This is a genomic window from Pseudomonas sp. PA-4-8C (genome assembly GCF_021606625.1).
Taxonomy (GTDB): Bacteria; Pseudomonadota; Gammaproteobacteria; order Pseudomonadales; family Pseudomonadaceae; genus Aquipseudomonas; species Aquipseudomonas lactis.
Window position 1 is genome coordinate 1 of the sequence record NZ_WKCD01000053.1, and the last position, 26,390, is coordinate 26,390.

22 protein-coding genes are annotated in these 26,390 nt (G+C 61.5%); 14 read left to right on the forward strand and 8 right to left on the reverse strand.

What is annotated here, in order from left to right; all coding sequences use genetic code 11:
* Positions 1-457: 457 nt before the first annotated feature.
* From GIW04_RS11510 to GIW04_RS11520, 3 genes are all read left to right on the forward strand, one after another.
* Positions 458-2,224 carry an ATP-binding protein gene (locus GIW04_RS11510; protein WP_120248591.1) on the forward strand — a complete coding sequence of 589 codons (1,767 nt, stop codon included), beginning with the start codon at positions 458-460 and terminating at the stop codon, positions 2,222-2,224.
* Entirely contained in the window at positions 2,218-3,543 is a 1,326-nt protein-coding gene (locus tag GIW04_RS11515; protein WP_003193910.1) for a sigma-54-dependent transcriptional regulator, read from the forward strand. Before GIW04_RS11510 ends, GIW04_RS11515 begins: the two co-directional genes overlap by 7 nt.
* A 269-nt stretch (positions 3,544-3,812) precedes the next feature.
* Positions 3,813-5,132 (forward strand): MFS transporter, encoded by a 1,320-nt coding sequence (locus GIW04_RS11520; RefSeq protein ID WP_003193911.1) that lies wholly within the window; start codon positions 3,813-3,815, stop codon positions 5,130-5,132.
* A gap of 100 nt (positions 5,133-5,232) precedes the next feature.
* On the opposite strand, the gene GIW04_RS11525 is transcribed toward GIW04_RS11520, so the two are convergent.
* Positions 5,233-5,988 carry a COG4705 family protein gene (locus GIW04_RS11525; protein WP_003193912.1) on the reverse strand — a complete coding sequence of 252 codons (756 nt, stop codon included), beginning with the start codon at positions 5,986-5,988 and terminating at the stop codon, positions 5,233-5,235.
* 177 nt (positions 5,989-6,165) lie between these two features.
* Between GIW04_RS11525 and GIW04_RS11530 the strand changes: the two genes are divergently transcribed.
* Positions 6,166-6,798 carry a flavin reductase family protein gene (locus GIW04_RS11530; RefSeq protein ID WP_003193913.1) on the forward strand — a complete coding sequence of 211 codons (633 nt, stop codon included), beginning with the start codon at positions 6,166-6,168 and terminating at the stop codon, positions 6,796-6,798.
* 128 nt (positions 6,799-6,926) lie between these two features.
* Here GIW04_RS11530 and GIW04_RS11535 read toward each other — a convergent pair whose 3' ends face one another.
* Together GIW04_RS11535 and GIW04_RS11540 are read right to left on the reverse strand one after the other, a co-directional pair.
* Entirely contained in the window at positions 6,927-7,172 is a 246-nt protein-coding gene (locus GIW04_RS11535; RefSeq protein WP_120248590.1) for a hypothetical protein, read from the reverse strand.
* 41 nt (positions 7,173-7,213) lie between these two features.
* Complete coding sequence (locus GIW04_RS11540; RefSeq protein ID WP_003193915.1) at positions 7,214-7,555, reverse strand: antibiotic biosynthesis monooxygenase family protein; 342 nt, start codon at positions 7,553-7,555, stop codon at positions 7,214-7,216.
* 327 nt (positions 7,556-7,882) lie between these two features.
* Between GIW04_RS11540 and GIW04_RS11545 the strand changes: the two genes are divergently transcribed.
* A complete protein-coding gene (locus GIW04_RS11545) occupies positions 7,883-8,812 on the forward strand; it encodes an AraC family transcriptional regulator (protein WP_003193916.1) in 930 nt (309 codons plus the stop codon).
* Positions 8,813-9,296: 484 nt separating this feature from the next.
* On the opposite strand, the gene GIW04_RS11550 is transcribed toward GIW04_RS11545, so the two are convergent.
* The 4 genes from GIW04_RS11550 to edd all read right to left on the reverse strand — a co-directional run bounded on the left by GIW04_RS11550 (position 9,297) and on the right by edd (position 14,408).
* Complete coding sequence (locus GIW04_RS11550; protein ID WP_003193917.1) at positions 9,297-10,766, reverse strand: ATP-binding protein; 1,470 nt, start codon at positions 10,764-10,766, stop codon at positions 9,297-9,299.
* The gene (locus GIW04_RS11555; protein WP_003193918.1) at positions 10,756-11,490 is read right to left on the reverse strand and encodes a response regulator; all 735 of its coding nucleotides are present in this window, start codon (positions 11,488-11,490) and stop codon (positions 10,756-10,758) included. The genes GIW04_RS11550 and GIW04_RS11555 overlap by 11 nt, the downstream gene beginning before the upstream one ends.
* A 138-nt stretch (positions 11,491-11,628) precedes the next feature.
* The gene (locus tag GIW04_RS11560; protein ID WP_034134547.1) at positions 11,629-12,585 is read right to left on the reverse strand and encodes a glucokinase; all 957 of its coding nucleotides are present in this window, start codon (positions 12,583-12,585) and stop codon (positions 11,629-11,631) included.
* Positions 12,582-14,408: a phosphogluconate dehydratase gene (gene edd / locus GIW04_RS11565; RefSeq protein WP_120248587.1), complete on the reverse strand. Its 1,827-nt coding sequence runs from the start codon at positions 14,406-14,408 to the stop codon at positions 12,582-12,584. The genes GIW04_RS11560 and edd overlap by 4 nt, the downstream gene beginning before the upstream one ends.
* A 221-nt stretch (positions 14,409-14,629) precedes the next feature.
* Between edd and gap the strand changes: the two genes are divergently transcribed.
* From gap to GIW04_RS11600, 7 genes are all read left to right on the forward strand, one after another.
* The gene (gene gap / locus GIW04_RS11570; protein WP_003193921.1) at positions 14,630-15,631 is read left to right on the forward strand and encodes a type I glyceraldehyde-3-phosphate dehydrogenase; all 1,002 of its coding nucleotides are present in this window, start codon (positions 14,630-14,632) and stop codon (positions 15,629-15,631) included.
* A gap of 211 nt (positions 15,632-15,842) precedes the next feature.
* Positions 15,843-16,361 (forward strand): RNA polymerase sigma factor, encoded by a 519-nt coding sequence (locus GIW04_RS11575; RefSeq protein ID WP_003193922.1) that lies wholly within the window; start codon positions 15,843-15,845, stop codon positions 16,359-16,361.
* Between the two features lie 74 nt (positions 16,362-16,435).
* A complete protein-coding gene (locus GIW04_RS11580) occupies positions 16,436-17,404 on the forward strand; it encodes a FecR family protein (protein WP_120248586.1) in 969 nt (322 codons plus the stop codon).
* 115 nt (positions 17,405-17,519) lie between these two features.
* Entirely contained in the window at positions 17,520-20,084 is a 2,565-nt protein-coding gene (locus GIW04_RS11585) for a TonB-dependent receptor (RefSeq protein ID WP_120248585.1), read from the forward strand.
* 138 nt (positions 20,085-20,222) lie between these two features.
* Complete coding sequence (locus GIW04_RS11590) at positions 20,223-20,831, forward strand: biliverdin-producing heme oxygenase (protein WP_047711689.1); 609 nt, start codon at positions 20,223-20,225, stop codon at positions 20,829-20,831.
* Positions 20,832-21,000: 169 nt separating this feature from the next.
* Positions 21,001-21,402 carry a YbaN family protein gene (locus GIW04_RS11595; protein ID WP_057710493.1) on the forward strand — a complete coding sequence of 134 codons (402 nt, stop codon included), beginning with the start codon at positions 21,001-21,003 and terminating at the stop codon, positions 21,400-21,402.
* A 138-nt stretch (positions 21,403-21,540) separates the two neighbouring features.
* Positions 21,541-23,679, forward strand: coding sequence for a methyl-accepting chemotaxis protein (locus tag GIW04_RS11600; RefSeq protein ID WP_094775298.1), 2,139 nt, complete (start codon positions 21,541-21,543; stop codon positions 23,677-23,679).
* Between the two features lie 130 nt (positions 23,680-23,809).
* Here GIW04_RS11600 and GIW04_RS11605 read toward each other — a convergent pair whose 3' ends face one another.
* Positions 23,810-24,373: an NAD(P)H nitroreductase gene (locus GIW04_RS11605; RefSeq protein ID WP_003193928.1), complete on the reverse strand. Its 564-nt coding sequence runs from the start codon at positions 24,371-24,373 to the stop codon at positions 23,810-23,812.
* Positions 24,374-24,513: 140 nt separating this feature from the next.
* Between GIW04_RS11605 and GIW04_RS11610 the strand changes: the two genes are divergently transcribed.
* On the forward strand, positions 24,514-25,941 hold the full coding sequence (locus GIW04_RS11610; protein ID WP_094775299.1) for a di-heme oxidoreductase family protein: 1,428 nt from the start codon (positions 24,514-24,516) through the stop codon (positions 25,939-25,941).
* Positions 25,942-25,972: 31 nt separating this feature from the next.
* On the forward strand, positions 25,973-26,390 hold a 418-nt coding region (locus GIW04_RS11615), incomplete at its 3' end, for an imelysin family protein (RefSeq protein WP_329607558.1).

Here is a 26,390-nt window from a genome sequence, read left to right on the forward strand (position 1 = left end):
CATGGATGGCGCGTGGCGGCGGCCCACGGATTCAAGCCTGCGTTCGGGCACACCGAGCCTAGGCGAGGTGCCGAGTGGTGGGGCAAGAGCGTTTTGCTTACTTTGCCGCTTTTGCAAAGTGAGCCGCCGTCAGGGCGGAACCCTAAGTGGCCGTTACCTAACTAACGGATATGTACTCAATCTGATCCCACATCCCGGTCGGCTGTCAGGCCGCCTTCGCGAGCAAGCCCGCTCCCACATTGCGATCGTGGGGTGTCAGGTAGATAGCCGTCGGCTGGCAGGCCGTCATCGCAGGCAAGCCAGCTCCCACAGTTGGATCGTGGGGCTTCAGGTAGATAGCCGTCGGCTGGCAGGCCGTCATCGCAGGCTTGCCAGCCCCCACACAAGCGCCTTGGCCACAAGATATGTGCCGCCCATGCTATGGTGCTCGCCCCTTACCGTGCCTGTTCATCATCGTATGATCGTGATCCCTCGCCCCCTGCGCCTGACCTTCTATTCCCTGTTGATCATCGCCGGTGCGGTGCTGGCCGCCGCCTTGGCCACGCGCCATGCCGAACGCCAGGCCCTGGTGGACGACGCCGCCCGTGCCAATCAGCAGCTCGCGCTGTATGCCAACTCGCTGCACACCCTGATCGAACGCTACCGCGCCCTGCCCGCCGTGCTGGCGCTGGATTCGGAGATGATCAGCGCCTTGAAGGGCCCGCTGGACGCCGCTACGCAAGACCGGCTCAACCGCAAGCTGGAGCGTATCAACGGCGCTGCGCAGTCTTCGACCCTGGAACTGATGGACCGCACCGGCCTGGCCGTGGCCGCCAGCAACTGGAACCTGCCCAGCAGTTATGTCGGCCACAATTACGCGTTCAGGCCGTATTTCAGCCAGACCCTGAGCCAGGGCACCGGGCGCTTTTATGCGGTGGGGGTGACCACGGGCATTCCGGGCTACTTTCTTTCCAGCGCGGTCGTGGATGAGCACGAGCAGTTCCTCGGTGCCATGGTGGTCAAGCTGGAGTTCCCCGAGCTGGAACGTGAATGGGCCCAGGGCAATGACCTGCTGTTGGTCAGCGATGCTCGGGGCATCGTGTTTATCGCCAACCAGCCGGGCTGGCGTTATCGCAACCTGCGGCCGTTGTCCGAAAATGACCTGGCCGAACTCAAGGCCACCCGCCAATACGACAAAAAGCAACTGCAGCCACTGGACACCCAGCCCCTGCAACGCTTTGACGAAAACAGCCACTTGATCCGCGTCAACGGCCCCGACGGCAACGCCAATTACATCTGGGAGTCGCTGGCGCTCAAGCGCGAAGGCTGGACCCTGCACCTGTTGCGCAAACCCCAGTTTGCCTTTGAAGACCAACGCAACGCGGGCCTTGCCGCTGCGGGTTCGTGGCTGGCACTGGTGTTCTTGGTGCTGTTCCTCAGCCAGCGCTGGCGCCTGGCCCGCTTGCGCCAGCGCAGCCGTGAAGAACTGGAGCAATTGGTCCAAGAACGCACCCAGGCGTTGCGCACCGCCCAGGATGGTCTGGTGCAGTCGGCTAAGCTGGCGGCATTGGGGCAGATGTCAGCCGCCCTCGCCCATGAAATCAACCAGCCACTGACCGCCCAGCGCATGCAACTGGCGACGTTGCGGCTGCTGCTCGACCATGGTCGCGTGGACGATGCCTACAAGGCCCTCACACCGCTGGATGACATGCTCACGCGCATGGCCGCGCTCACCGGCCACCTCAAGACGTTCGCGCGCAAGAGTCCCAGTGGCCTGCGCGAAAAGCTGGACCTGGCGACGGTGGTCGACCAATCCTTGCACCTGCTCGACGCACGCCTGCGTGACGAAGCCATCGGTGTGGTACTGGACCTCACCCGCCCGGCCTGGGTACGTGGCGACGCGATCCGCCTCGAACAGGTGCTGATCAACCTGTTGCGCAACGCTCTGGACGCCATGGCCGACAAACCGCGCAAGCGCCTGGAAATCCGCCTGCACGCCGATCAGCAGCTGTGGCAGTTGAGCGTCTGCGACAGCGGCGGCGGGATTGCAGAAGAACACTTGGGCAGTGTGTTCGACCCGTTTTTCACCACCAAACCGGTGGGCGACGGACTCGGCTTGGGACTCGCGGTGTCCTACGCTATCGTGCATGAACTGGGCGGACGCCTGAGTGCCGCCAACCGTGGCGATGGCGCGATTTTCACCTTGACCCTGCCTATCGCCCTGGAGACGCCAGACCTATGTTGAACGCTGTGATTGTGGTCGATGACGAAGCCAGTATTCGCACGGCCGTCGAGCAATGGCTGAGCCTGTCGGGGTTTGACGTGCAGTTGTTCAGCCGCGCCGAAGAGTGCCTGGCGCAACTGCCCAAGGACTTTGCCGGGGTGATTCTGAGCGACGTGCGCATGCCCGGGCTCAGCGGCCTTGAGTTGTTGGCCGAGGTACAGCGTCGCGATGCCGACCTGCCAGTGATTTTGCTCACCGGCCATGGCGACGTGCCAATGGCCGTCGAAGCCATGCGCGACGGGGCTTACGACTTCCTGGAAAAACCCTTCAGCCCCGACGCCTTGCTCAACAGCCTGCGCCGGGCGCTGGACAAGCGCGGCCTGATCCTGGAAAACCGCCGCCTGCATCAACAGGCCGATCATCGTGCGCAGTTGGAGTCCAGCCTGCTGGGCGTGTCCAAGGGACTGCAAAGTTTGCGCCGCCAAGTGCTGGACCTGGCGAGTTTGCCGGTCAATGTGCTGATTCGTGGCGAGACCGGCAGCGGTAAGGAGCTGGTCGCCCGCTGCCTGCATGACTTCGGCCCACGCGCCAAGAAGCCCTTCGTGGCCCTCAATTGCGCGGCGATCCCCGAGCAGTTGTTCGAAGCCGAACTGTTCGGGCATGAAAGCGGCGCCTTCACCGGCGCCCAGGGCAAACGTATCGGCAAGCTGGAATATGCCCACGGCGGCACCTTGTTCCTGGATGAAATCGAAAGCATGCCCCTGGCCCAACAAGTGAAATTGCTGCGTGTGTTGCAAGAGCAGAAGCTGGAGCGGCTGGGCTCCAACCAGAGTATCCAGGTGGACCTGCGCATCATCGCCGCCACCAAGCCCGACCTGCTGGAAGAGGCCCGTGCCGGGCGTTTTCGCGAAGACCTGGCCTATCGGCTCAACGTCGCGCAACTGCGCCTGCCGCCATTGCGTGAACGTCGCGAAGATATTCCGCTGTTGTACGAGCATTTTGCGCAAAGCGCCGCCGAGCGTCTGGGCCGCCAGGTCGAGCCCTTGAGTGGGCCACAGCTGGGGCGCCTGCTCAGCCATGACTGGCCGGGCAATGTGCGCGAACTGGCCAACGTCGCCGAGCGTCAGGTGTTGGGGCTGGACGAGCCGGAACCGCAAGGGATCGAAGCCGGGCAATCGTTGGCGGCGCAGCAGGAGGCGTTCGAGGCACACTGCCTGAAGGCCGCTTTGACGCGTCACAAGGGTGATATCAAGGCGGTGCTGGCCGAGCTGCAACTGCCGCGCCGTACCTTCAATGAGAAGATGCAGCGGCATGGGTTGGTAAGGGAGATGTTTGTGTAGCGACCTTTGGATCGCCATCGCGGGCAAGCCCGCTCCCACATTTTGGTCTGTGAACACAGCAGGTGTGGGAGCTGGCTTGCCTGCGATGGCGTCGGCAGCCATAAGCGGATTTCCGCTCATTACCCAAAAACCATCAGCGACTTTCCGCTCAAAAAAATCCCGCAACCCTTCTATTCCGGGCCTTCCTCTACCTGGCACAGCTCCTGCTATAGCCCCAACAGGCTGCGCACGCGCCGCTCCATAAAAACAACTAGATGAAGGATCCTTCAATGGATAACTCCAACACCGTGCCTCTGGGATCGACGGCCGCAAAAGCGCAGGAGCGCACCACCTCCAGCCGCATCAAATCGATTTTCAGCGGATCAGTCGGCAACATGGTCGAATGGTACGACTGGTACGTCTACGCCGCCTTCTCGCTGTATTTTGCCAAAGCCTTCTTCCCCAAGGGCGACACCACTGCCCAACTGCTCAACACCGCCGCGATTTTCGCCGTGGGCTTCCTGATGCGCCCGATCGGTGGCTGGCTGATGGGCCTGTACGCCGACAAAGTCGGGCGTAAAAAAGCCTTGATGGCCTCGGTGTACCTGATGTGCTTCGGCTCGCTGCTGATTGCCCTGAGCCCAGGCTATGAAGTCATTGGTATCGGTGCGCCGATCCTGCTGGTGTTTGCCCGCCTGCTGCAGGGCCTGTCGGTCGGCGGCGAATACGGCACCTCTGCCACTTACCTGAGTGAGATGGCCACCAAGGAACGTCGCGGCTTCTACTCCAGCTTCCAGTACGTGACCCTGATCTCTGGCCAGCTCATCGCGCTGGCGGTGCTGATCGTGCTGCAACAGGTGCTCACCACCGAGCAGTTGTACGCCTGGGGCTGGCGTATCCCGTTCGCCATCGGTGCCTTGTGTGCAGTGGTCGCGCTGTACCTGCGTCGTGGCATGGAAGAAACCGAGTCGTTCACCAAGAAAGAAAAAGCCAAGGAAAGCGCAATGCGCACCTTGATGCGCCACCCCAAGGAACTGATGACCGTGGTCGGCCTGACCATGGGCGGCACACTGGCGTTCTACACCTACACCACCTACATGCAGAAATACCTGGTGAACACGGTCGGCATGAGCATCTCCGACTCCACCACCATCTCGGCGGCGACGCTGTTTCTGTTCATGTGCCTGCAACCGATCATCGGCGGGCTGTCGGATAAAGTCGGCCGCCGCCCGATCCTGATCGCCTTCGGCGTGCTTGGCACCCTGTTCACCGTGCCAATCCTCACCACCCTGCACACCATCCAGAGTTGGTGGGGCGCGTTCTTCCTGATCATGGCGGCGCTGATCATCGTCAGCGGCTACACCTCGATCAACGCCGTGGTGAAGGCCGAGCTGTTCCCGACCGAAATCCGCGCCCTGGGCGTGGGCCTGCCGTATGCCCTGACCGTGTCGATCTTCGGCGGTACCGCTGAATACATCGCGCTGTGGTTCAAGAGCATCGGTATGGAAACTGGCTACTACTGGTACGTGACCGCGTGTATCGCGGTGTCGTTGATGGTTTACGTGACCATGAAGGACACGCGTAAACACTCGCGCATCACCACCGACTAAAAAATGTGGGAGCGGGCTTGCCCGCGATAGCGGAGGATCAGTCAAAGTTGTATCAACTGACCCACCGCCTTCGCGAGCAAGCCCGCTCCCACATTTAGTCTTAGGACAACTCTGCGGCCTCATTGCGCCCATAGCGCCGCTGCGCATACGACGCGCCAGCAATCATCACCACCAGCACCGCAGCCAATACCGCGGATGAACCGATGGTGCCGAAATCCAAGCCGCCTTTTTCATGGGGTTTGGTCAGAAAATCCCCCAAGGTCGCGCCAAACGGCCGTGTCAGTACAAACGCCACCCAGAACAACAGTACCGACGAGATGCGGGTGAAGTACTTGAGTACCACCACCGCGGCGATGGTCGAGCCGATCAACAATGCGCCACCGGCGAAGCCCAGCCCCGAATCGTCCGCGAGGAAATCGCCCAATGCGGTGCCCAAGGTGTTGGAGAACAGGATCGCCATCCAGTAAAACAGCTCCCCTCGGAAGGTCTGCACCTTGTTCACGTTCAGCGAGTCACCACTGAGGTGCCACAATGCAAAGATGATCATCAGGATCACGATCAGGATCATCGACCCGGTGGCGTAGCCCAGCCCCAGCGTGCGGTCCATGAAGTCGGACATCGTGGTACCCGCAGTACTGGTAGACAAAATCACGATCCAGTACAGCACCGGGTTGTAGGCTTTCGACCAGAGTTGCGTCACCAGGGTCACCAGGAACACGCTGATGAGGATCATGGAGCTGATGGCGTAGCCAACGTTCAAGGTCATCGACAGCAAGTCCCCGGCGGTTTCGCCCAAGGTGGTTGCGCAGATTTTCATGACCCAGAACGCCAGGGTGATCTGAGGAAGTTTGTTCATGCAGTAGATAGCTCCAAGGCTCAGTCTTATAGGGGGTATTGACCTTGGGCGCAGACTGAAGGGAAAGCTGTGAAAAATAGGTGGGCGATGTATGAAAAATCCATCGGTACGATGGAAATTCACCGCCATGAATTGCACTATGACCGCCTCCCAAACCGCGTAGCAGGAACCCCGGCCATGCCTGACGACATCCACTATTACGAACCCGCCAACGGCCACGGCCTTCCCCATGACCCGTTCAATGCCATCGTCGGCCCACGCCCGATTGGCTGGATCTCCTCGCACGATCGCGAAGGCCGCCTGAACCTGGCGCCCTACAGCTTCTTCAATGCGTTCAACTACATTCCGCCGATCATTGGGTTTTCCAGTGTCGGGCGTAAAGACAGCCTGAACAATATCGAACAGACTGGAGAATTCGTCTGGAACCTGGCCACCCGCCCGCTGGCCGAGCAGATGAACCAGAGCTGCGCGGCCGTATCGCCCGAGGTGAATGAATTCGAACTCTCCGGGCTGACGCCGGTGGCTTCGAAAATCGTTGGCGTACCACGGGTGGGCGAGAGCCCGGTGTCGTTCGAGTGCAAGGTGACGCAGATCATCCAACTGCAACGTGCCGACCAACAGTTGGTGCCAAGCTGGCTGGTGCTGGGCGAGGTGGTTGCGGTGCACATCGCCAAATGGTTGCTCAAGGATGGGATCTACGACACGGCTGCCGCCGAGCCGATTTTGCGCGGGGGTGGCCCGGCGGATTATTTCCAGCTGGGGCCGCAAGCACTGTTCAAGATGTACCGCCCAGGTGCCACAAAACCCTGACTGCAATGCAATCAAAACTGTGGGAGCTGGCTTGCCTGCGATAATAGCGGTGGGTCAGTTAACCCAAGAGTGACTGATACACCGCTATCGCAGGCAAGCCAGCTCCCACATTGGTTAGGTGTGCTGCCTCAGCGTTCAGCAGTCGCCCAGGTCAGTTGGCCTTCTGCATCCACATCGACCAGATGCTCGAATTGCAGCGTCGCCGCATCATCGGCATCCGAAGCCGTCTTGAACGTCTGCCCATCAAGGATCTTGTGAAACTTGGGTGCGCCCATGCCATCCAGTGCCTTGACGGCGACGGCGGCGCTGTAGCCACCTTCGCCCGGTACTACGGCGGAAACGGCTTCGTGGTGGGCAAATTGTTTACGTGCCATGTTGCAGGTCCTGGCCAATGGAAAGTCGGCCATTCTAACCGTTAACCGGCCAGTTGCAGGTACTCGCCGTAGGCCTGTGCCGCCGATGCGTCGGTGAAGGTCTGGAAGTCCATGCTACGCACGACCATGTCGTTCAGCAGCTCGGTGAAGATCATCAGGGCCGGAGAGTTGAAGTAGGCGCTCATGGCCTGCTCGCTGCTCCAGAACCCGGACACCAGCCACACATCGGGGTCGACCTGGGAGTGCTGCAACGAGAATTGCAGGCAACCCTGGGCCTGGCGACCTGGTTCGATCAAACTGCTCAAGCGTGCACCGAGTTCGGTGCTGCACCCGCTACGGGCGCGGATAAAGGCCATATGGCTCGCGGGAATGGGGGTGGACATGTTCGACTCTCCCGTTGAGAAGTGATGCTCGGCAAGCACAATGAGGGCGTGTTGCCACAGGATCAAAGATAACGGCGCGGGCGTGGGCGCGGTTAGTCGATTCCTGCAGGCTTCTTGCACAATCCTGCGAGAAGCGTAGGGAGGACGTTCGGCCCCAGGATTTATTCCAGGCCCAGGCCTCATGTTTCAGGCTGATGACAGGCTGCGCACTTGCCTGATTCACGCTATCTCGCAGGATCAGGCAAGGATCCTGCAGAATCGACGTAACACTTTCTGAAAAGCCGCCGCTAAGCTGAGCCCATCAAAGCCGCGTGTAGAGGACGCCCCATGCCGTCGCCCGAATCCAAGCCCGTTCCCCTCGATGCCGAGATGGAGAAACAACGCGCCGAGCTCGCCAGTATCGTGCACCGCCATACCTGGGAGGACGGCTCCTACGGCACAGCGATTACCTCGCTGTACCTGAACCGCCACAATGCGCCCCGGGATTTCATGCCGGTGCTGGTGGAACCCGCGCTGTGCATCCTCGCCAGTGGCAGCAAGGAAGTGCGCCTGGCCGACGAGATCTTTGCCTACGACCCGCTCAACTACCTGGTGTTCTCGGTGGCAATGCCGGTGGCCGGCCGCATCATTGACGCCACCGCCGAGGACCCGAACCTCTCGGTGCGCATCAACATCGACCCGGCGCAGCTCACCGCGCTGATCGCAGAGGCCGGGCCAATGGGCGTGCCCTCACGCCCGACCTCGCGAGGCATGTACGTCGACCGCATCGATCACGCACTGCTCGATGCGGTGCTGCGCCTGACCCGCTTGCTGGACACGCCTAAAGACATCGCGATGCTCGCGCCGCTGATCAACCGTGAAATCCTCTACCGTTTGCTGCGTGGCCCGCAGGGTTATCGCCTGTATGAAATTGCTGTGGCTAACAGCCAGAGCCATCGGGTGAGCCAGGCAATCACCTGGTTGAATGGCAACTACGAACAGCCGCTGCGTATCGACGACCTGGCCAAGGAAGTGAACCTGAGCGTCTCGACCTTGCACCACCGGTTCAAAGCGATCACCGCTATGAGCCCGCTGCAATACCAGAAGCAACTGCGCTTGCAGGAAGCGCGGCGTCTGATGATCGCCGAAGGGCTGGAGGCTTCGGCGGCGGGGTATCGGGTGGGGTATGAAAGCCCGTCGCAGTTCAGCCGGGAGTACAGCCGGTTGTTTGGTGCGCCGCCGCTGCGCGACCTGGCCCGGTTGCGCCAAAGCATCTGATGTACGCGGAGTAAAATGTGGGAGCTGGCTTGCTCGCGAAGGCGGCCTGACAGTCAACACAGTTGGATTGTGTACATATCCATTGCTGCGGTAACGGCCACTTAGGGTTCCGCCCTGACGGCGGCTCACTTTCGAAAAGCGCGAAAGTAAGCAAAGCGCTCTTGCCCCACCACTCGGCACCTCGCCCAGGCTCGGTGTGCCCGTAATCCGCCAGTGATTTGGGGGGCCGCCGCCACGCGCCATCCATGGCGCGGGGCGGCTAAACCGGCATCCCTGCCGGTTTACCCCCCCCAAATCCCTGTCGAATTCCGGCCAGCGTGGTTTAACGGGGCGCCTAAGATCAAGATCACAAGCAGATCAAGAGCAAGATCAAGAGCGGCTCGCTTCGCATCGTGGTTACCGGTGGCTGCGGCGAACTGCACAGTTGTGTAGATACCTATGGCTATCGCAGGCAAGCCAGCTCCCACAGTAGTCCTGCGTATATTCAGTCTAATCCGCGGGGGAGTTGCAGGGTGACACGCAGGCCGCCTTCGCGCAGGTTCTGCAAACTCACTTCGCCCCCATGGCTGTGGGCAATGTTGCGCGCAATCCCCAACCCCAACCCGTAACCCTGCTGCTGGCCGGCCAGGCGAAAGTGCGGTTCAAACACTTGCTCCAGTCGCTGCTGCGGCACACCAGGCCCTTCGTCATCCACATGCAGGATGAACTGCACGCCATCGTCCTCGATATGCAAATGCGCGTTCTGCCCGTACTTGAGCGCGTTGTCGATCAGGTTGCCGATGCAACGCTTGAGCGCCAGCGGCTTGCCTGGGTAGGCTGACAGCGCCGTGCCATCGAGGGTCACTCGGCCATTGCCATGGGGTGCCAGGTACGGCTCCACCAGGCATTCGAGGACGTGGTTGAGGTCCACCGGCTGGATGTTTTCGTGGATGTCGGTGTCTTTCACGCATTGCAGCGCGCCCTTGACCAGCAACTCCAGTTCATCCAGGTCACGGCCGAACTTGTTTTGCAGGTTCTCGTCTTCCAGCAATTCCACGCGCAGGCGCAGGCGGGTGATGGGCGTGCGCAGGTCATGGGAAATCGCGCTGAACAACTGGCTGCGCTCGGTCAGGTAACGGCTGATGCGTTCACGCATGGCATTGAACGCACGGCCCACTTCCACCACTTCACTGCCGCCGCCTTCCGCCACCGGCTCCACATCGGCGCCCAGGGACATGTCCCGCGCCGCTCGCGCCAGGCGCTTGAGCGGTCGGCTTTGCCAGTGCACCAGCAGGCCGATGAACAGCAGCAGAAAACCGCTGGTGAGCACGATAAACCACACCTGCTGGGACGGCAGGCCTTGCTCTTCCAGGCTGGTGTAGGGCTCGGGCAACAGCGAGGCGATGTACAGCCATTCACCGGGCGCCAGTTGGATCTGGGTGACCAGCACCGGCGGGTTCACCGGTTCCAGGGTCAGCGCGTAATGGGCCCAGGAGCGTGGCAGTTCGTCGAGCTTCAGGCCAGCATTGAAGATGCGCAGGTCTTCGGCGCTGACGAACTCAACCGAGATGTGCACGTCGGCACCCAGGGTCTGGCGCAGCACTTCATCCACCGCCACCAGTACCGCTTGCTTGCGCGGGGTTTCGGGCAGTATTTGCATGTCCAGCGGGCGATCATTGAGGGTCACCACAAAACGCGTGCCGCCCATGCTGCGCAATTGGTCCAGCACCAACGGGCGATAGGCCACCGGCAGCGACCGGAAGTAACTCACGCTGGCGGTCATTGAATGCGCCAAGCTGCGGGCGCTGGTGACCAGGCCCTCAAGCTGGGTGGCGCGCAATTGCGACACCCAGATCACGCTGGACAGCGCTTGGGCGAACAGCACCGCCAGCAAGGTCAGGAGTAACATGCGCCCCAGCAGCGAGCGGGGTACCGGGAAGCGGCGGCGACGTTCGTTCAGCGGTTCAGTGGGCATTGCCGGCAACCACGCTGGCTGCCAGTTGATAGCCGCTGCCGCGCACGGTGCGGATCAGCCGCGGTGGTTTCTCGGTGTCGCGCAGGCGCTGGCGCAAGCGGCTGACGGCCATGTCGACGATACGGTCCAAGGGCATCAGGTCGCGGCCACGGGTGGCGTTGCCGATGGTGTCGCGGTCGAGGATCTGTTGCGGGTGGTCGAGAAACAACTTGAGCAAGGCGAAGTCGGCACCGGAGAGGATCACCTCTTCACCATCCACATGAAACAAGCGGTGGCTGATCATATCCAGGCGCCATTCATCGAACACCCACACATCACCGCCGCTGCTGCGCTCCTGGCCGAATTGGCAGCGGCGCAGCAGTGCCTTGATACGCGCCTGCAACTCGCGGGGGCTGAACGGCTTGCCGATATAGTCATCGGCGCCCAGCTCCAGGCCGATCACGCGGTCGGCTTCGTCGGAACTGGCGGTGAGCATGATGATCGGCACCTGCGCCTGGCGCGGGTGCTGGCGGATCCAGCGGCACAGGCTGAAGCCGTCTTCGTCCGGCAACATCACATCGAGGATGACCAGGTCGCACGGCGCCTCGTTCATCGCCTGACGGAACCCCGCGCCATCGGACACGCCACGGACCTGGAAGCCGGCGCGACTGAGGTAGGTTTGCAGCAATTCGCGGATTTCCTGGTCGTCGTCGACGAGGAGAATGGATTTACTGATTACGCTCACGGGGGCCTCCTTGTTGTTATGGCCTGGCTTAAATCATCGGGTGCCCTTTAGGCCGTCATCGCAGGCAAGCCAGCTCCCACACTTGGAATGCATTCCAGACTGTGGGAGCTGGCTTGCCCGCGATGGCGCCATTATGACCTATGCAAAAGCTTGCTCAAGCGCCACACCCGCCCCAGTCAGCCCGGAATACGGCGCCGTCACCAGCCACACTGGAATACCCTTGAAGTAGTCGCTCATGCAGCCTTTATCCGCAAAGCTTTTAGCGAAACCACTGGTGATAAAGAAGTCGGCAAACCTCGGTATCACCCCGCCCACGATATACACGCCACCGCGCCCACCGGTGGTCAAGACGTTATTGCCCGCCACCCGGCCCAGCCAGATGCTGAACTGGTCCAATACTTCCATGGCCACCGGATCGCCGGCCAGGCCCGCCGCCGTGATGGCTTCGGGGGTGTCCAGCACAGGCTCATGTCCATCCACCGCACAAATAGCCCGGTACAGCCGCGGCAAGCCGCCACCGCTTAACGCGGTTTCGGCGCTGACATGCCCGATCTCGCTGTAGATGTGTTGCCACAGCTGGGTTTCCCGTGGGCTGCTCAGGGGCAGGTCGACATGCCCACCCTCCCCCGGCAATGCTGCCCAGCGGCCTGCGCCGAGGTCCAGCAAGGTGCCGACGCCAAGACCGGTGCCCGGGCCGATCACCACGGCCGGGCGCAAGGGCTCTGGCGTGCCTTCGCAGACCACGCGAAATTCGTCGGGCTTGAGCCGGGTCATGCCCAAGGCCATGGCCGAGAAATCGTTGACCAGCAACAGCTCATCCACCTGCAGGGCCTGACAAAACGCGGTTTTGCTCAGGCGCCAGTGGTTGTTGGTGAACTTGAATTCATCGCCGCTCACCGGCCCGGCCACCGACAGGCACACCGCACCGATGTCGCCGATTTGCAGGCCTTCTTCTTTGAGGTAGAGCTTGATCGCCTCTTCAGGGCTGCCGTGATCCGCCGTGGCATGCACGCGGATCGAATGCAGTTCCTGATCCCGCCATAACGCAAAACGGGCGTTAGTACCCCCGATGTCACCGACCAGCGCAAGCTTCACTTAAGCGTCTCCAAGGCAGAGGTAAAGGCGCTGGCGCCCTGCTCTGCGGAGCTTGCGGCCAAGCGCATGAATGCAAACAGCTCGCGACCGGCCCCCACGTTATTGCCCAATAGGCCCGTGGCAGGCGTGCGCGCTGCAAATACTTCGGCGTCCACCTTAAGCTCCAGGGTGCCGGTAACGCCATCCACACGGATGATATCGCCATCCTGAACCCGCGCCAGCGGCCCGCCGCTCTGGGCTTCGGGATTGACGTGGATCGCGGCAGGGATCTTACCCGACGCGCCGGACATTCGCCCGTCTGTCACCAGCGCCACTTTGAAACCACGGTCCTGCAACACGCCCAGGAACGGTGTCATCTTGTGCAGTTCCGGCATGCCGTTGGAGCGCGGCCCCTGGAAGCGCATCACCGCCACGAAGTCTTTTTCCAACAAGCCGGCCTTGAAGGCATCGGCCAGGTCCTGCTGGTCCTGGAACACCACCGCCGGCGCTTCGACAACCTGATGCTCCGGGGCTACCGCCGAAACCTTCATCACGCCACGGCCGAGGTTGCCTTCCATCACGCGCAAGCCGCCTTCCGGCGAGAACGCACGGGCCACCGGGCGCAGGATGGTTTCGTCGAGGCTTTCGATCGGGCCGTCACGCCAGACCAGTTCGCCATCCACCAGGAAAGGTTCCTGGATATAGCGGCTCAAGCCCTTGCCGGCCACGGTGTTGACGTCTTCGTGGAGCAGGCCGGCTTCCAGCAGTTCGCGGATCAGAAACGACATACCGCCCGCCGCCTGGAAGTGGTTGATGTCAGCCTTGCCGTTTGGATACACGTGGGACAGGGTTGGTACCACCTCGGAGAGGTCGGCCATGTCCTGCCAGGTCAGGATGATGCCTGCCGACATGGCGATGGCCGGCATGTGCAGGGTGTGGTTGGTGGAGCCGCCGGTGGCGTTGAGCGCAACGATAGAGTTGACGATGGACTTCTCGTCGACAATCTCGCCAATGGGCGTGAAGTTGCCATTGGCCTTGGTCAAGCGCGTGACCTGGTGCGCGGCTTCGCGGGTCAACGCATCGCGCAGTGGCGTGTACGGGTTGACGAACGAAGCGCCCGGCAGGTGCAGGCCCATGACTTCCATCAGCAACTGGTTGGTGTTGGCGGTGCCGTAGAACGTGCAGGTGCCGGGGCTGTGGTAGGACTTCATCTCCGACTCCAGCAGCTCTTCGCGGCTGGCCTTGCCTTCGGCGTAGCGCTGGCGAACATCGGCTTTCTGCTTGTTGGAGATACCCGACGGCATCGGCCCGCCCGGCACGAAGATCATCGGCAGGTGGCCGTAGCGCAGCGCCCCCATCATCAGGCCAGGGACGATCTTGTCGCAGATGCCCAGCATCAGCGCGGCGTCGAACATGTTGTGGGACAGCGCTACCGCCGTGGACATGGCGATGACTTCACGGCTGAGCAGGCTCAGTTCCATGCCCGGCTCGCCCTGGGTCACGCCGTCGCACATGGCGGGGGTGCCGCCGGCGAACTGGCCGACCGAGCCAACTTCGCGCAGAGCCTTTTTGATTTGTTCGGGGAAATGCTCGTAGGGCTGATGCGCCGAGAGCATGTCGTTATAAGAAGAAACAATTGCCACGTTGGCGGCATTCATCATGCGCAGGCTGTTTTTGTCTTCGGTGCCGCAACCGGCCACGCCGTGGGCGAAGTTGGCGCATTGCAGCTTGCCGCGCATCGGACCGTCGCTGGCTGCGCCGTGAATGAGCGCAAGGTAAGCCTCGCGGGTGGCGCGGCTGCGGGCGATAAGCCGTTCGGTGACCTCAAGAACGCGGGGATGCATGTATAGAACTCCAGGCTAACGGATGTGGCGACCTGAGAGTCTATGCTGATCAAACGCCCACGGCTCATGGGATGGCAGGGGGTCGTTTGGATCATCGGACCAGTTGATTCAGGTCACTCGTTGTAGATTGAACAAAATATTGCCACTAAAAAGGCTTGTTTTCTATTTTTATGCGAATAATCTTGTAATTCTTACAACAAATCGACGACAGGCACTTTCCGATGACTCTTCGAATCGCAATCAATGGTTTTGGCCGTATCGGCCGTAATGTCCTGCGCGCACTGTATACCCAAGGCTATCGCCAGGATTTGCAGATCGTCGCCATCAATGATCTGGGCGACAGCTCGATCAATGCCCACCTGCTCAAGTACGACACCGTACACGGCACTTTCGATGCAGAGGTTGCCCACGATCAGGAAAGCCTGACCGTCAATGGTGACCGGATTGCCGTCAGTGCCATTCGCAACCCCGCCGACCTGCCGTGGGCTGCGCACAAGATCGACGTGGTGTTCGAATGCACCGGTCTGTTCACCGACCGTGACAAGGCTGCCGCGCATATTAGCGCTGGCGCGCGCAAGGTGATCATTTCGGCCCCGGCCAAAGGCGCTGACGCCACTGTGGTTTACGGCGTGAACCATGACATTTTGCGTCAATCCCACCAGATCATTTCCAACGCATCGTGCACCACCAACTGCCTGGCGCCGGTGGCCCAGGTGCTGCACCGCGAGCTGGGTATCGAAAGCGGCCTGATGACCACCATCCACGCCTACACCAACGACCAGAACCTCACCGACGTGTACCACACCGACCCGTACCGCGCGCGTTCGGCCACCCAGAACATGATCCCGAGCAAGACCGGCGCCGCTGAAGCGGTGGGCCTGGTGCTGCCGGAACTGGCAGGCAAGCTGACCGGCATGGCGGTGCGTGTACCGGTGATCAACGTGTCGCTGGTGGACCTCACCGTGCAGCTGAAGAAAGAAGCCACGGCCGATGAGGTCAACGCCCTGCTCAAACACGCCAGCCAGCATTCGAAGATCCTCGGCTACAACACCCTGCCGCTGGTTTCCAGTGACTTCAACCATAACCCGCTGTCGTCGATCTTCGACGCCAATCACACCAAGGTCAGTGGCAAATTGCTCAAAGTATTGGCGTGGTATGACAACGAGTGGGGCTTCTCCAACCGTATGCTGGATAACTGCCTGGCGTTGTGTAACGCCGAGTAACTCCACAAGATCGACCAGATCGTTCCCACGCTCTGCGTGGGAATGCCACCCTGGACGCTCCGCGTCCTGCTCTTAAAGTTGTGACGCGGAGCGTCACAGGATGTGTTCCCACGCAGAGCATGGGAACGAGCGGCAATCCACAGAAATAGCCACTTGCCATTTCAGTTGATGATAAGCATTATCATTCACTGCAAATCGGTCTGGTATCACTGTGAGCCAATCTCGCTTCAACCACGTCTTCCTCACCCAACGGGTGATCCTGCTACGAACCCTGCAACGCATGGTGCACAACCACAGCACTGCCGAGGACCTGTTGCAGGAAACCTACCTGCGCGTGACTCGGGCCCTGAGCGAGCGGCCAATCGACCACCTTGAACCTTTTGTCTACCAGACAGCCCGCAACCTGGCGCTGGATCACTTGCGCTCGCGCAGAATTCAGGCGCGCACCCTGCAGGAGGATGTCCCGCTGGATGTCCTGCAAAGCGTCGCCGCGCCCGCCAGCACGCCAGAGGAAGCCACTCAGGCCGAGCAACTGCTGGAGCACCTGAGTGTCAGCCTCGGCCAATTGAGCGCCCGCCAGCAGCGGATTTTCATCCTCAGCCGCTTGCACGGTTGCAGCTATCAGGAGATTGCCGATCAGTTGGGTGTGTCCTTGAGCACAGTGCAAAAGGAACTCAAATTGATCATGGCTATCTGTGTGGGTGTGGCCGAACGGCTGGATCAGCCTTAAGCTTCACCCGACAGAGGTGTCGATCCAAGCTGTAGGAAAAATGAATAGAACGTGGCGAAGACCCGAGGAACACCGTGACGGACCCGAATAAACTGCGCCCCCATGCGTTGGCTCATGAGGTGTTGCAAGACGCGGCCATGGACCAAGCCCTCGATTGGCTGATCGCCTTGCAGTGCCCGCAACCTGGGCAGCAGGCCGCGTTCGACGCCTGGCTGGCCCAGGACCCGGCGCATGTCCACGCCTTCAGCAAGGCCCAGGCCGCCTGGGGTGACGCACCGGTGCACAGCGCCGCCGTGGCCCTCGCCGCACCGCGCAAGCCCAGCGGCTGGCGCCGGATCAAACCGCACTGGAAACCCCTGGCCACCGCCGCCGTGTTACTGGTCGGCTTGTTCAGTTTCAGCAACCTGCCGGTGCGTTTGCAGGCCGACCATCTGACGGTGGTGGGCGAGCGCCAGCGCCTGCAGCTGGATGATGGCTCCAAGGTGCTGCTGAACACCAACTCGGCATTTTCCAGCACCATCAAGGACCACCAGCGCATTGCCCGCCTGTACCAGGGCGAAGCGTTCTTCGAAATAGCGCCCTCCCGTGGCCTGCCCCTGGAGATCGACGCCGGCCCGGTGCGCGCCAGCGTGCGTGATACCGCCTTTGCCGTGCGCTACCTCAATGGCGAAGCCCAGGTTCAAGTGCAGCGCGGCGATGTCGACCTGAGCAATACTTTCGACGATGCCCGTGTGCGCCTGAGCGCCGGTGAAAGCATCCGCATCGGCCCCAAGGGTTTCGGCCAACCGGCCAAGTTCGATGCCAGCAAAGACCTAGCCTGGGTCCAGGGCCGTCTGGTGTTCGAAAACTGCCCGCTGAGCGAAGTGCTGGCTGAGCTGCGCCGCTATTACCCCGGCTGGATCGTCAACAACAACGAGCAGTTGGCCAGCGTCGCCGTCACCGGCAACTACCGCCTGGACCAACCCCTGGACGTGGTGCGCTCCCTGGCTCACATCACCTCGGCCAAGCTGTCGGAGTACCCGGCGCTGGTGATCCTGAACTAAATGAGAATTATTTTTACTCGATGTTAACCGGCGATACGTCTCGTTATAGCCAATGCAACTGATTCCTATTTGGTTCGGTTCGCAACTATAAGATTCGTCTCCCGGAGCGCTCTCGATGTCCTCTCGTTTCAACCGCCGGTCTGCTTCGCCCGTTTTGTCCTTGCTGACCGCCGCGATCCTGCTGGCTGGCGCGCCCGTCATGAGCGCCAGCGCCGCCGAACCTGCCGCTCGCAGCCACGCCAATTACACCTTCAGCATTGAACAGCAGCCACTGGTGTCGGCGCTTAACGCCTTCACCGCAGTGACCGGCTGGCAAGTCGGCCTGCCGGCCGAACTGGGCCAGGGCGTTTCGTCCCCGGGCGTGCGTGGCCCGCTACCAGCGGAAAAAGCCCTGGAGCGGCTGTTGGTGGGGACCAACCTGAGCTATCGCAAACTGGGCACCAACAACATCGTGCTGGAAAAACGTAGCGCCGGCAGCGCCCTCGCCCTGCAACAGGTGACCATCAGCGCCACCCGTAACGAACAGGATGTGAACAGCGTACCGAGCACCGTCAGCGTGCACGACCGCCAGGAACTGGACCGCCAGAACGTCAACAACATCCGTGAACTGGTGCGCTACGAACCCGGCGTCTCCGTCGGCGGCGCTGGTAGCCGCTCGGGTAACGCGGGCTACAACATTCGAGGCATCGATGGCGACCGCGTGCTCACTCAGGTGGATGGCGTCGAAGTGCCCGACAATTTCTTCAACGGCCCCTACGCCAAGACCCGTCGCAACTACGTCGACCCCGAAATCGTCAAGCGCGTGGAGATCCTGCGCGGCCCGGCCTCGGCCCTGTATGGCAGCAGCGCCATCGGCGGCGCGGTGAGTTATTTCACCCTCGACCCGGACGACATCATCAAGCCAGGCCAGGACGTCGGCGCCCGCCTGAAGACCGGCTACAGCTCCGCCGACGAGAGCTGGCTGACCTCCGGCACCTTCGCCGGGCGTGTGCAGGACTTCGACGGTTTGCTGCACCTGAGCCAGCGCAATGGCCATGAAACCGAGTCCTACGATGGTAATAACGCCACCGGCCTGGCCCGCACCGGCGCCAACCCGGAAGATGCACGCACCACCAACGTGCTGGCCAAGCTGGGCTGGAACTATGGCGATGACAACCGTTTGGGCCTGACCTACGAGAAGTTCAAGGATGACCGCGACGTCAATCTGAAAAACGCAGTGGGCGGCCCGTTCATCGGTGGCCGGGGCATGAACCTGTACCGCGACCGTCGCGGTAACGACACCATTACCCGCGAGCGCTTCGGCCTGGAAAACACCTTCGCCCTGGAGTCGCCGATTGCCGACCGCATCAAGACCAGCCTCAACTACCAGATCGCCAAGACCGACCAGACCACGGCGGAAATCTACCAGGCCGGCCGTCGCGTGCTGCGCACCCGCGACACCCTTTACGAAGAAAAACAGTGGGTCTTCGACGCTCAGTTAGACAAGGCTTTCAGCCTGGGTGAAACCGAGCACCAGGTGACCTACGGCACCACCCTCAAGCAGCAGAAAGTCACCGGTTCCCGCGAAGGCTCGGCCTCGTGCCTGGCCATTGGCGCCGGCTGCACCGCCATTGGCGGGCCAAGCCCATCAGCCGGCGACAGCGTGAAGAAGGCCAGCGACTTCCCCGACCCGACCATCAACACCTACTCGCTGTTCGCCCAGGACCAGATCACTTGGGACAAATGGACCTTCCTGCCCGCCGTGCGTTATGACTACACCCGGCTCAAGCCCAAGCTGACCCAGGAGTTCCTCAACACCGTCAACCCGACCGGTGCCTATGCCGTCGATGGCAAAGACAAGACCTGGAACCGCGTAACACCCAAGTTCGGCCTCACCTATGCCCTGACCGACAACTACACCTGGTTCGGCCAGTACGCCGAGGGCTTCCGCACGCCGTCCGCCAAGGCCCTGTACGGTCGCTTCGAAAACCTGAACCTGGGCTACACCGTCGAACCCAACCCCGACCTCAAGCCGGAAACCAGCAAAGGCATCGAAACCGGGATTCGCGGCAAATTCGACGAAGGCTCCTTCGATATTGCGGTGTACTACAACAAGTACCGTGACTTTATCGACGAAGACAACGCCGTGGTCGGCGGCACCGTGGAACAGTTCCAGGCGGTCAACATCAAGCGCGCCACCATCAAGGGCGTGGAAGCCAAGGGCCGCCTGAACCTGGATACCTTCGGCGCGCCGAAGGGCCTGTATACCCAGGGCTCGGTTGCCTACACCCACGGTCGCAATGACGACAATGGCGAGCCGTTGAACAGCGTCAACCCGCTCAAGGGCGTGTTTGGCCTGGGCTACGACCAGGACACTTACGGTGGCCTGCTGAGCTGGACCTTGGTGAAAAAACAGAACCGCGTCGACAGCACGACCTTCCACGCGCCCGACGGCGGCACCGACGGCCCGTTCAAGACCCCGGGCTTCGGCATCCTCGACCTGACCGCTTACTACAAGGTGAGCAAAGACGTGACCGTCAACGGTGGCCTCTACAACCTCACCGACAAGAAGTACTGGAACTGGGATGACGTGCGCAGCTACGACAGCGTCGGCGAAGCCGGTGTCACCGGCCCGGCCAACCTCGACCGCCTGACCCAGCCCGGTCGCAACTTCGCGATCAACGTGATCTGGGACATCTGACCCATGCGCCCCACCTCGCCGCCCATGCATCTGCGGCGAGGTGAGGATTTTTTACTGTGCCGCGTCTTCTTGTTCGTCTAGTTGATAACAGCTCTCTTTAAGGGCACCCAGGCGCTTCTCTTCTCAAGGACTTTTTTCATGACCGCTTCTTCCACCGCAGAACGCCCAAGCCTGCGCTCCCAACGCCTGAACCAAATCACCAACGAGCCGCACACCAAGCTCGACGCATTGGTGAAGGCTCACGCGCCGTTCGAAACCCAAGCCAATTTCGCCCGCTTCGTAGTGGCCCAATACCTGTTCCAATCGGAACTGGTAGCCCTGTACAACGATGCCGAGCTGAACCAGATCATCCCTGACCTAGCCGCCCGCTGCCGCGCCGAAGCGGCCAAGCTCGACCTGGCAGACTTGGACACCGAAATCCCGGCCCCGGTTGCCGGCGCGGTGAACAACCCCAGCAAAGCTGAAGCTTTGGGCTGGCTGTTCGTCTCCGAAGGCTCCAAGCTGGGCGCTGCATTCCTGATCAAGCGCGCCGTGGGCCTGGGCCTGAGTGAAACCTTCGGTGCGCGCCACCTGGGCGAGCCGGCCGGCGGTCGCGCCGAGGGCTGGAAGAGTTTCACCCGCACCCTCGACGGCCTGACATTCAGTGCCGAAGAAGAAGCTGCCGTGGAAAAAGGCGCGATTGATGCGTTTGTGCGCTTCACCGTGCTGCTGGAACAGGCGTACGCTAGCGCCCCAGAACTGGCGTAAGTGTTCCGGTAGACGGCGGTTCAATGTGGGAGCTGGCTTGCCTGCGATGGCGGGGGGTCAGCTCCAGATGTTTAACCTGATGCACCGCTATCGCAGGCAAGCCAGCTCCCACATTTGAGTGCGTTTCATCGCTGACAATGTGTAAACCCTCCCACCAGAAAACTGCAGCATGACCGGCAAACCCCAATCCTCCTCCAAAATCGCCCAAATCCTCTTCGGCCTGCTGGCCTACGTGAGCCTGGGCATCGGCTTGGTGGCGATTGTCATACCGGGGTTGCCCACCACCGAATTCATCCTGCTCGCCGCCTGGGCCGCCACCAAAAGTTCGCCTCGCCTCAGCGCCTGGCTGGAAAACCACCGCCTGTTCGGGCCGATCCTGTCCAACTGGCGCAATGGCAAGATCATCGCCCGTCGCGCCAAGGTCAGCGCCACCGTGAGCATGTTGCTGTGCGCCGTGTTGATGCTGGTGATGCTCGATCACGGCTGGCCGGTGTACCTGGCGATTGCCGGGATGAGCCTGGGCAACCTGTGGATCTGGTCCCGCCCCGAACAGCTGGCACGTCCCGTCTAAGGCGGCCTGTAGGCGTTTTCCTACCGCTCATCGCCTCTTCCTCATGAATTGATTTGTGACGCCGATGTTTCAGGCATGACGCCGAAGGGACTTGGCGCGTTTGCGTGCATTCCAACAAGTCCATTCGTGAGTGAACCTATGTTCGACACCCTCTCCATCCGCTTGAAAATCGTGTTGCTGTCCGGCCTGTGTCTGCTGGGTGTGATTGCACTGGTGGTCGGCATCAATATCTACAACACCAACCAGAACGATCGGTTGGTCAGTGATTCAAGCTCACGAATGCTCACCGCCAGCGTGGAGCAGTTGCTGCAATCCAAAGCGGCCGAACAGGCCGGCCACTTACAGCAGACCTTCGGCGAAAACCTGCTGGTAATCACCGCCCTTGCTGACCAGATCAAAGACCTGCGTCAGTTGGGCACCCAGCGTTCCCTGGAAGCCGGTGCCCTGCGTGAAGAACTCAACCGCAGCGTCAAAACCGCGTTCGAGCGCAACACCAAGGTGCTAGGCATCTGGTTGTCGTTCGAACCCAACGGGCTGGATGGCAAGGACAGCGAATTCATCGACGACAAGGCGCGCGTTTCCAATGAAAAAGGTCGGTTTTCCAGCTACTGGAGCCGGGCTGGCGGCGAAGGCCAGAACACCATCATGGTCGAAGATGACCTGACCAAGACCACCCTCAACCTTAGCGGTACGCCCTACAACATCTGGTACACCTGCCCACGGGACACGCGCAGCACTTGCCTGCTGGACCCGTACGAAGACACAGTGGCCGGCAAACCGGTACTGATGACCACCATTTCTCTTCCGCTGATCGTCGACGGCAAAGTCATCGGCGTCGTCGGTGTGGACATTGCCCTGACCGCCCTGCAAGCGACCACCGATGCGGCGCAAAAAGACCTGTTCAACGGTGCCGCCCACCTGGAGATTCTGTCCAGCACCGGCCTGATCGCCGCCTACAGCGGTGAACCGGCCAAAGTCGGCAAGAACCTGATCGACAGCATCGGCGCCGAAGGCAAGGAGATCGTGCAACTGCTGGCCAATGACCGTCCTGTTATCCGTGAGCAGGACGACACCATTCGTGCCGTATATCCGCTCAAGCCGATTGCCGGTGCCAAATCCTGGGGTGTGGTGATCAAGCTGCCCAAAGCGGTGATGCTGGCCGACAACGAAAAACTCCAAGCCGTACTCGACGAGGCCCAGGCAACGGGCACGCTCAAAGCCCTGCTGGTGGCCGCCGCCGCCGGCCTGCTGGGCTTGCTGCTGATCTGGCTGACCGCTACTGGCGTGACCCGCCCTATCAATAGCGTGGCCGCCATGCTCAAGGACATCGCCAGCGGTGACGGCGACCTCACCCAGCGCCTGGCCTACGCCAAGAAGGACGAATTGGGCGAGCTGGTGAACTGGTTCAATCGTTTCCTCGACAAGCTGCAGCCGACCATTGCGCAGATCAAGCAAAGCATCACCGAAGCCCGTGGGACGGCCGATCAATCGTCCGCCATTGCGCGCCAGACCAGCGAAGGCATGCAGGTGCAGTTCCGTGAAATCGACCAGGTCGCCACCGCGTCGAACGAAATGAGCGCCACCGCCCACGACGTGGCCAACAGCGCCTCCAATGCCGCCAGCGCGGCACGCGGCGCCGACCAGTCGGCACGGGAAGGCATGTCGATCATCGAGCAGAGCACCCGCGATATCACCACCCTGGCCGACGAAGTCAGCAAAGCCGTGGGCGAAGTCGAAGCCCTGGCGGTCAACAGCGAGCAAATCGGTTCAGTGTTGGAGGTGATCCGCAGCATTGCCGAACAGACTAACCTGCTGGCGTTGAACGCAGCGATTGAAGCGGCGCGCGCCGGGGAAAGCGGACGTGGTTTTGCGGTGGTGGCCGACGAAGTGCGCAACCTGGCCAAGCGCACCCAGGACTCAGTCGAGGAAATCCGCCTGGTGATCGAGCGTATCCAGAGCGGCACCCGTGGCGTAGTGGCGACCATGCACTCCAGCCAGCACCAGGCGCAGAGCAATGCCGGGCAGATCCATCAAGCCGTGCAAGCCCTGGGCAAGATCAGCGACGCGGTCACGGTGATCAGCGACATGAACCTGCAAATCGCCAGCGCTGCCGAACAGCAGAGCGCGGTGGCCGAAGAGGTCAACCGCAACGTCTCGGCGATTCGCACCGTGACTGAAACCCTGACCGGCCAGGCTACCGAGTCTGCAGCGATAAGCAGCCAGCTCAATGCGCTGGCCAGCCAGCAGATGAAGTTGATGGATCAGTTCAGGGTCTGATTCGGTTCTGAAAACACTAAACATCTGGGTGGGAGCCGGGCTTGCCCGCGATGCAGACAACTCGGTGTGTCTGTGAAACCGAGTCGATGCCATCGCAGGCAAGCCAGCTCCCACATAGGACAGTGGTGAATTACCGGCCGGGCCAGGCCTGGACGAACGGCGTCAGGTCTTCCTTCGGCGCCGTGCGTGGCGGGTTCTGCGGTGTGCCCAGGTAGAGAAAGCCAATCACTTCTTCATTCGCCGCCAGCCCCAGGCCCTTGGCGACATGGGCCGAGTAGGACAATTCGCCGGTACGCCACACCGCACCAATACCCTGGGCATACGCCGCCAGCAGAATGCCGTGGGCCGCACAGGCCGCGGCCAGCAATTGCTCGGACTTGGGCACTTTGAAATGCTCTTGCAAGCGTGCAATCACCACCACCACCAGCGGCGCACGCAGCGGGCCGTTCTGGGCCTTGTCGATGGCGGCTTGCGGTGCGTCGGCATCCTGCAGGCGAGCCGCTTCGGCCAACAGCGTGCCCATCTGTTCACGCGCTGCACCTTCCACGGTAAGGAAACGCCACGGGCGCAGTTGGCCGTGATCGGGCGCGCGCATGGCGGCGGCGAACAGCAGGTCGCGCTGCTCCTGGGTCGGTGCCGGGTCGAGCAAACGGGGCACGGAAACACGGTTGAGCAAAGCGTCGAGAGCCTGCATTGGCCACCTCCATAAAAAAATGTGCGGTCATTCTAACGGGAAAGAATCGGGATGCCACCAAACGATAATTGCTCTTATTCAATCTGCCCTGCCCTGTTAGACTTTGCGCCTTAATTTTCTGCCCTCGTCCAGGAATCTTGATGTTCCGTGCGCTTTTATACCTGCCAGCAGCGTTGATGGCTTTAAGCCTGACTGCGTGCGATGACGCCCCTCGCTTCACAAAAGCAGAGCCGGGTGAATCGCGGGCCGGTGGCGCGGCGACGGTAAACAAGCGCGACCAGAACGCCTTTTCCCTGCCCTCGGCCAACCTGGCGCCCACGCGGCGCCTGGACTTCAGCGTCGGCAACAGCTTCTTTCGCAACCCTTGGGTGATTGCGCCGTCCACCACCACGGCGCGCGATGGCCTGGGCCCGCTGTTCAATACAAACGCCTGCCAGAACTGCCATATCAAGGATGGCCGTGGCCACCCGCCGCTGCCTGACGCGCCCAATGCCGTGTCGATGCTGGTGCGCCTGTCCATCCCGGATGCTCAGCCTTACGCTAAGCTCATCGAACAGATCGGCGTGGTGCCCGAGCCGGTCTATGGCGGGCAACTCCAGGACATGGCGGTGCCAGGCGTTGCGCCGGAAGGCAAGGTGCGGGTTGACTACACACCGGTCAACGTCAGGTTCAAGGACGGTACGGTGGTTGAATTGCGCAAGCCCGACCTGCAGATCACCCAACTCGGCTACGGCCCGATGCACCCCGACACACGCTTCTCGGCGCGTATCGCCCCGCCGATGATCGGCCTGGGCCTGCTCGAAGCGATCAGCGATGCCGATATCCTGCGCAACACTAACCCCAAGACCGCCGACAAAGAGGCCATCGTGGGCCGCGTCAATTGGGTCTGGGATGACGCCCAGAACACAACCGTGCTCGGGCGTTTTGGCTGGAAAGCCGGGCAGCCCAACCTCAATCAACAAAACGTTCACGCGTTTTCGGGTGATATGGGCCTCACCACGTCCCTGAGACCCTTCGATGACTGCACCGACGCCCAAGTGGCCTGCAAACAGGCGCCCAACGGCAATGGCCCCGAGGGTGAGCCGGAAGTCAGCGATAACATCCTGCGCCTGGTGCTGTTCTACACCCGCAACCTCGCAGTGCCCGCACGTCGGGACGTTGATACGCCGCAAGTGCTGGCCGGCAAGAACCTGTTCTACCAGGCCGGTTGCCAGGGCTGTCACAAACCTACGTTCACCACGGCCGCCAACGCCGCCGAACCTGAACTGGCCAACCAGGTGATTCGCCCCTACAGCGACCTGCTGCTGCACGATATGGGCGAAGGCCTGGCCGACAACCGTAGCGAATTCAAAGCCACTGGCCGCGACTGGCGCACCCCGCCGCTGTGGGGCATTGGCCTGACGCAAACCGTGAGTGGCCACACCCAGTTCCTGCATGACGGCCGCGCCCGCAACCTGCTTGAAGCCGTGCTGTGGCATGGCGGCGAAGCCCAAGCGGCGCAGCAACATGTGTTGTCGTTCAATGCCGAGCAGCGTGCCGCGTTGCTGGCGTTCCTGAATTCTTTATAAGCTTTGCCCCACTTACAGAAGGGAGCTCGACATGTTTCGTCCCAAGTTGTTGTTCACCAGCCTCGCCGCCCTGGCCTTGGGCGCCTGCTCGCCCCAAGACCCGCAAGCCGTGACCTCGGCGGCCATCGCCAAGCAAGTGATCCTGCCAACCTACAGCCGCTGGGTTGAGGCCGACCGTCAGTTGGCCGTCAGCGCCCTGGCTTACTGCCAAGGCAAGGAAAGCCTGGACACCGCCCGCGCCGACTTCCTGCACGCGCAAAAAGCCTGGGCCGAGCTGCAACCGCTGCTGATCGGCCCGCTGGCCGAAGGCAACCGGGCGTGGCAGGTGCAGTTCTGGCCAGACAAGAAGAACCTGGTCGGCCGTCAGGTCGAGCAACTGGTCAGCGCCCAGCCGCAGATCGACGCCGCGGCCCTGGCGAAATCCAGCGTGGTGGTACAGGGCCTGTCGG

Coding starts and splice junctions, on each gene's coding strand:
- GIW04_RS11540 (WP_003193915.1), bottom strand. CDS start 7,555: ATGTCCACCCCCATTCCCGCGAGCCATATGGCCTTTATCCGCGCCCGT.
- GIW04_RS11520 (WP_003193911.1), top strand. CDS start 3,813: ATGGATAACTCCAACACCGTGCCTCTGGGATCGACGGCCGCAAAAGCG.
- GIW04_RS11590 (WP_047711689.1), top strand. CDS start 20,223: ATGACCGCTTCTTCCACCGCAGAACGCCCAAGCCTGCGCTCCCAACGC.
- GIW04_RS11545 (WP_003193916.1), top strand. CDS start 7,883: ATGCCGTCGCCCGAATCCAAGCCCGTTCCCCTCGATGCCGAGATGGAG.
- GIW04_RS11535 (WP_120248590.1), bottom strand. CDS start 7,172: ATGGCACGTAAACAATTTGCCCACCACGAAGCCGTTTCCGCCGTAGTA.
- GIW04_RS11525 (WP_003193912.1), bottom strand. CDS start 5,988: ATGAACAAACTTCCTCAGATCACCCTGGCGTTCTGGGTCATGAAAATC.
- gap (WP_003193921.1), top strand. CDS start 14,630: ATGACTCTTCGAATCGCAATCAATGGTTTTGGCCGTATCGGCCGTAAT.
- GIW04_RS11600 (WP_094775298.1), top strand. CDS start 21,541: ATGTTCGACACCCTCTCCATCCGCTTGAAAATCGTGTTGCTGTCCGGC.
- GIW04_RS11530 (WP_003193913.1), top strand. CDS start 6,166: ATGCCTGACGACATCCACTATTACGAACCCGCCAACGGCCACGGCCTT.
- GIW04_RS11595 (WP_057710493.1), top strand. CDS start 21,001: ATGACCGGCAAACCCCAATCCTCCTCCAAAATCGCCCAAATCCTCTTC.
- GIW04_RS11610 (WP_094775299.1), top strand. CDS start 24,514: ATGTTCCGTGCGCTTTTATACCTGCCAGCAGCGTTGATGGCTTTAAGC.
- GIW04_RS11550 (WP_003193917.1), bottom strand. CDS start 10,766: ATGCCCACTGAACCGCTGAACGAACGTCGCCGCCGCTTCCCGGTACCC.
- GIW04_RS11585 (WP_120248585.1), top strand. CDS start 17,520: ATGTCCTCTCGTTTCAACCGCCGGTCTGCTTCGCCCGTTTTGTCCTTG.
- GIW04_RS11605 (WP_003193928.1), bottom strand. CDS start 24,373: ATGCAGGCTCTCGACGCTTTGCTCAACCGTGTTTCCGTGCCCCGTTTG.
- GIW04_RS11510 (WP_120248591.1), top strand. CDS start 458: ATGATCGTGATCCCTCGCCCCCTGCGCCTGACCTTCTATTCCCTGTTG.
- GIW04_RS11515 (WP_003193910.1), top strand. CDS start 2,218: ATGTTGAACGCTGTGATTGTGGTCGATGACGAAGCCAGTATTCGCACG.
- edd (WP_120248587.1), bottom strand. CDS start 14,408: ATGCATCCCCGCGTTCTTGAGGTCACCGAACGGCTTATCGCCCGCAGC.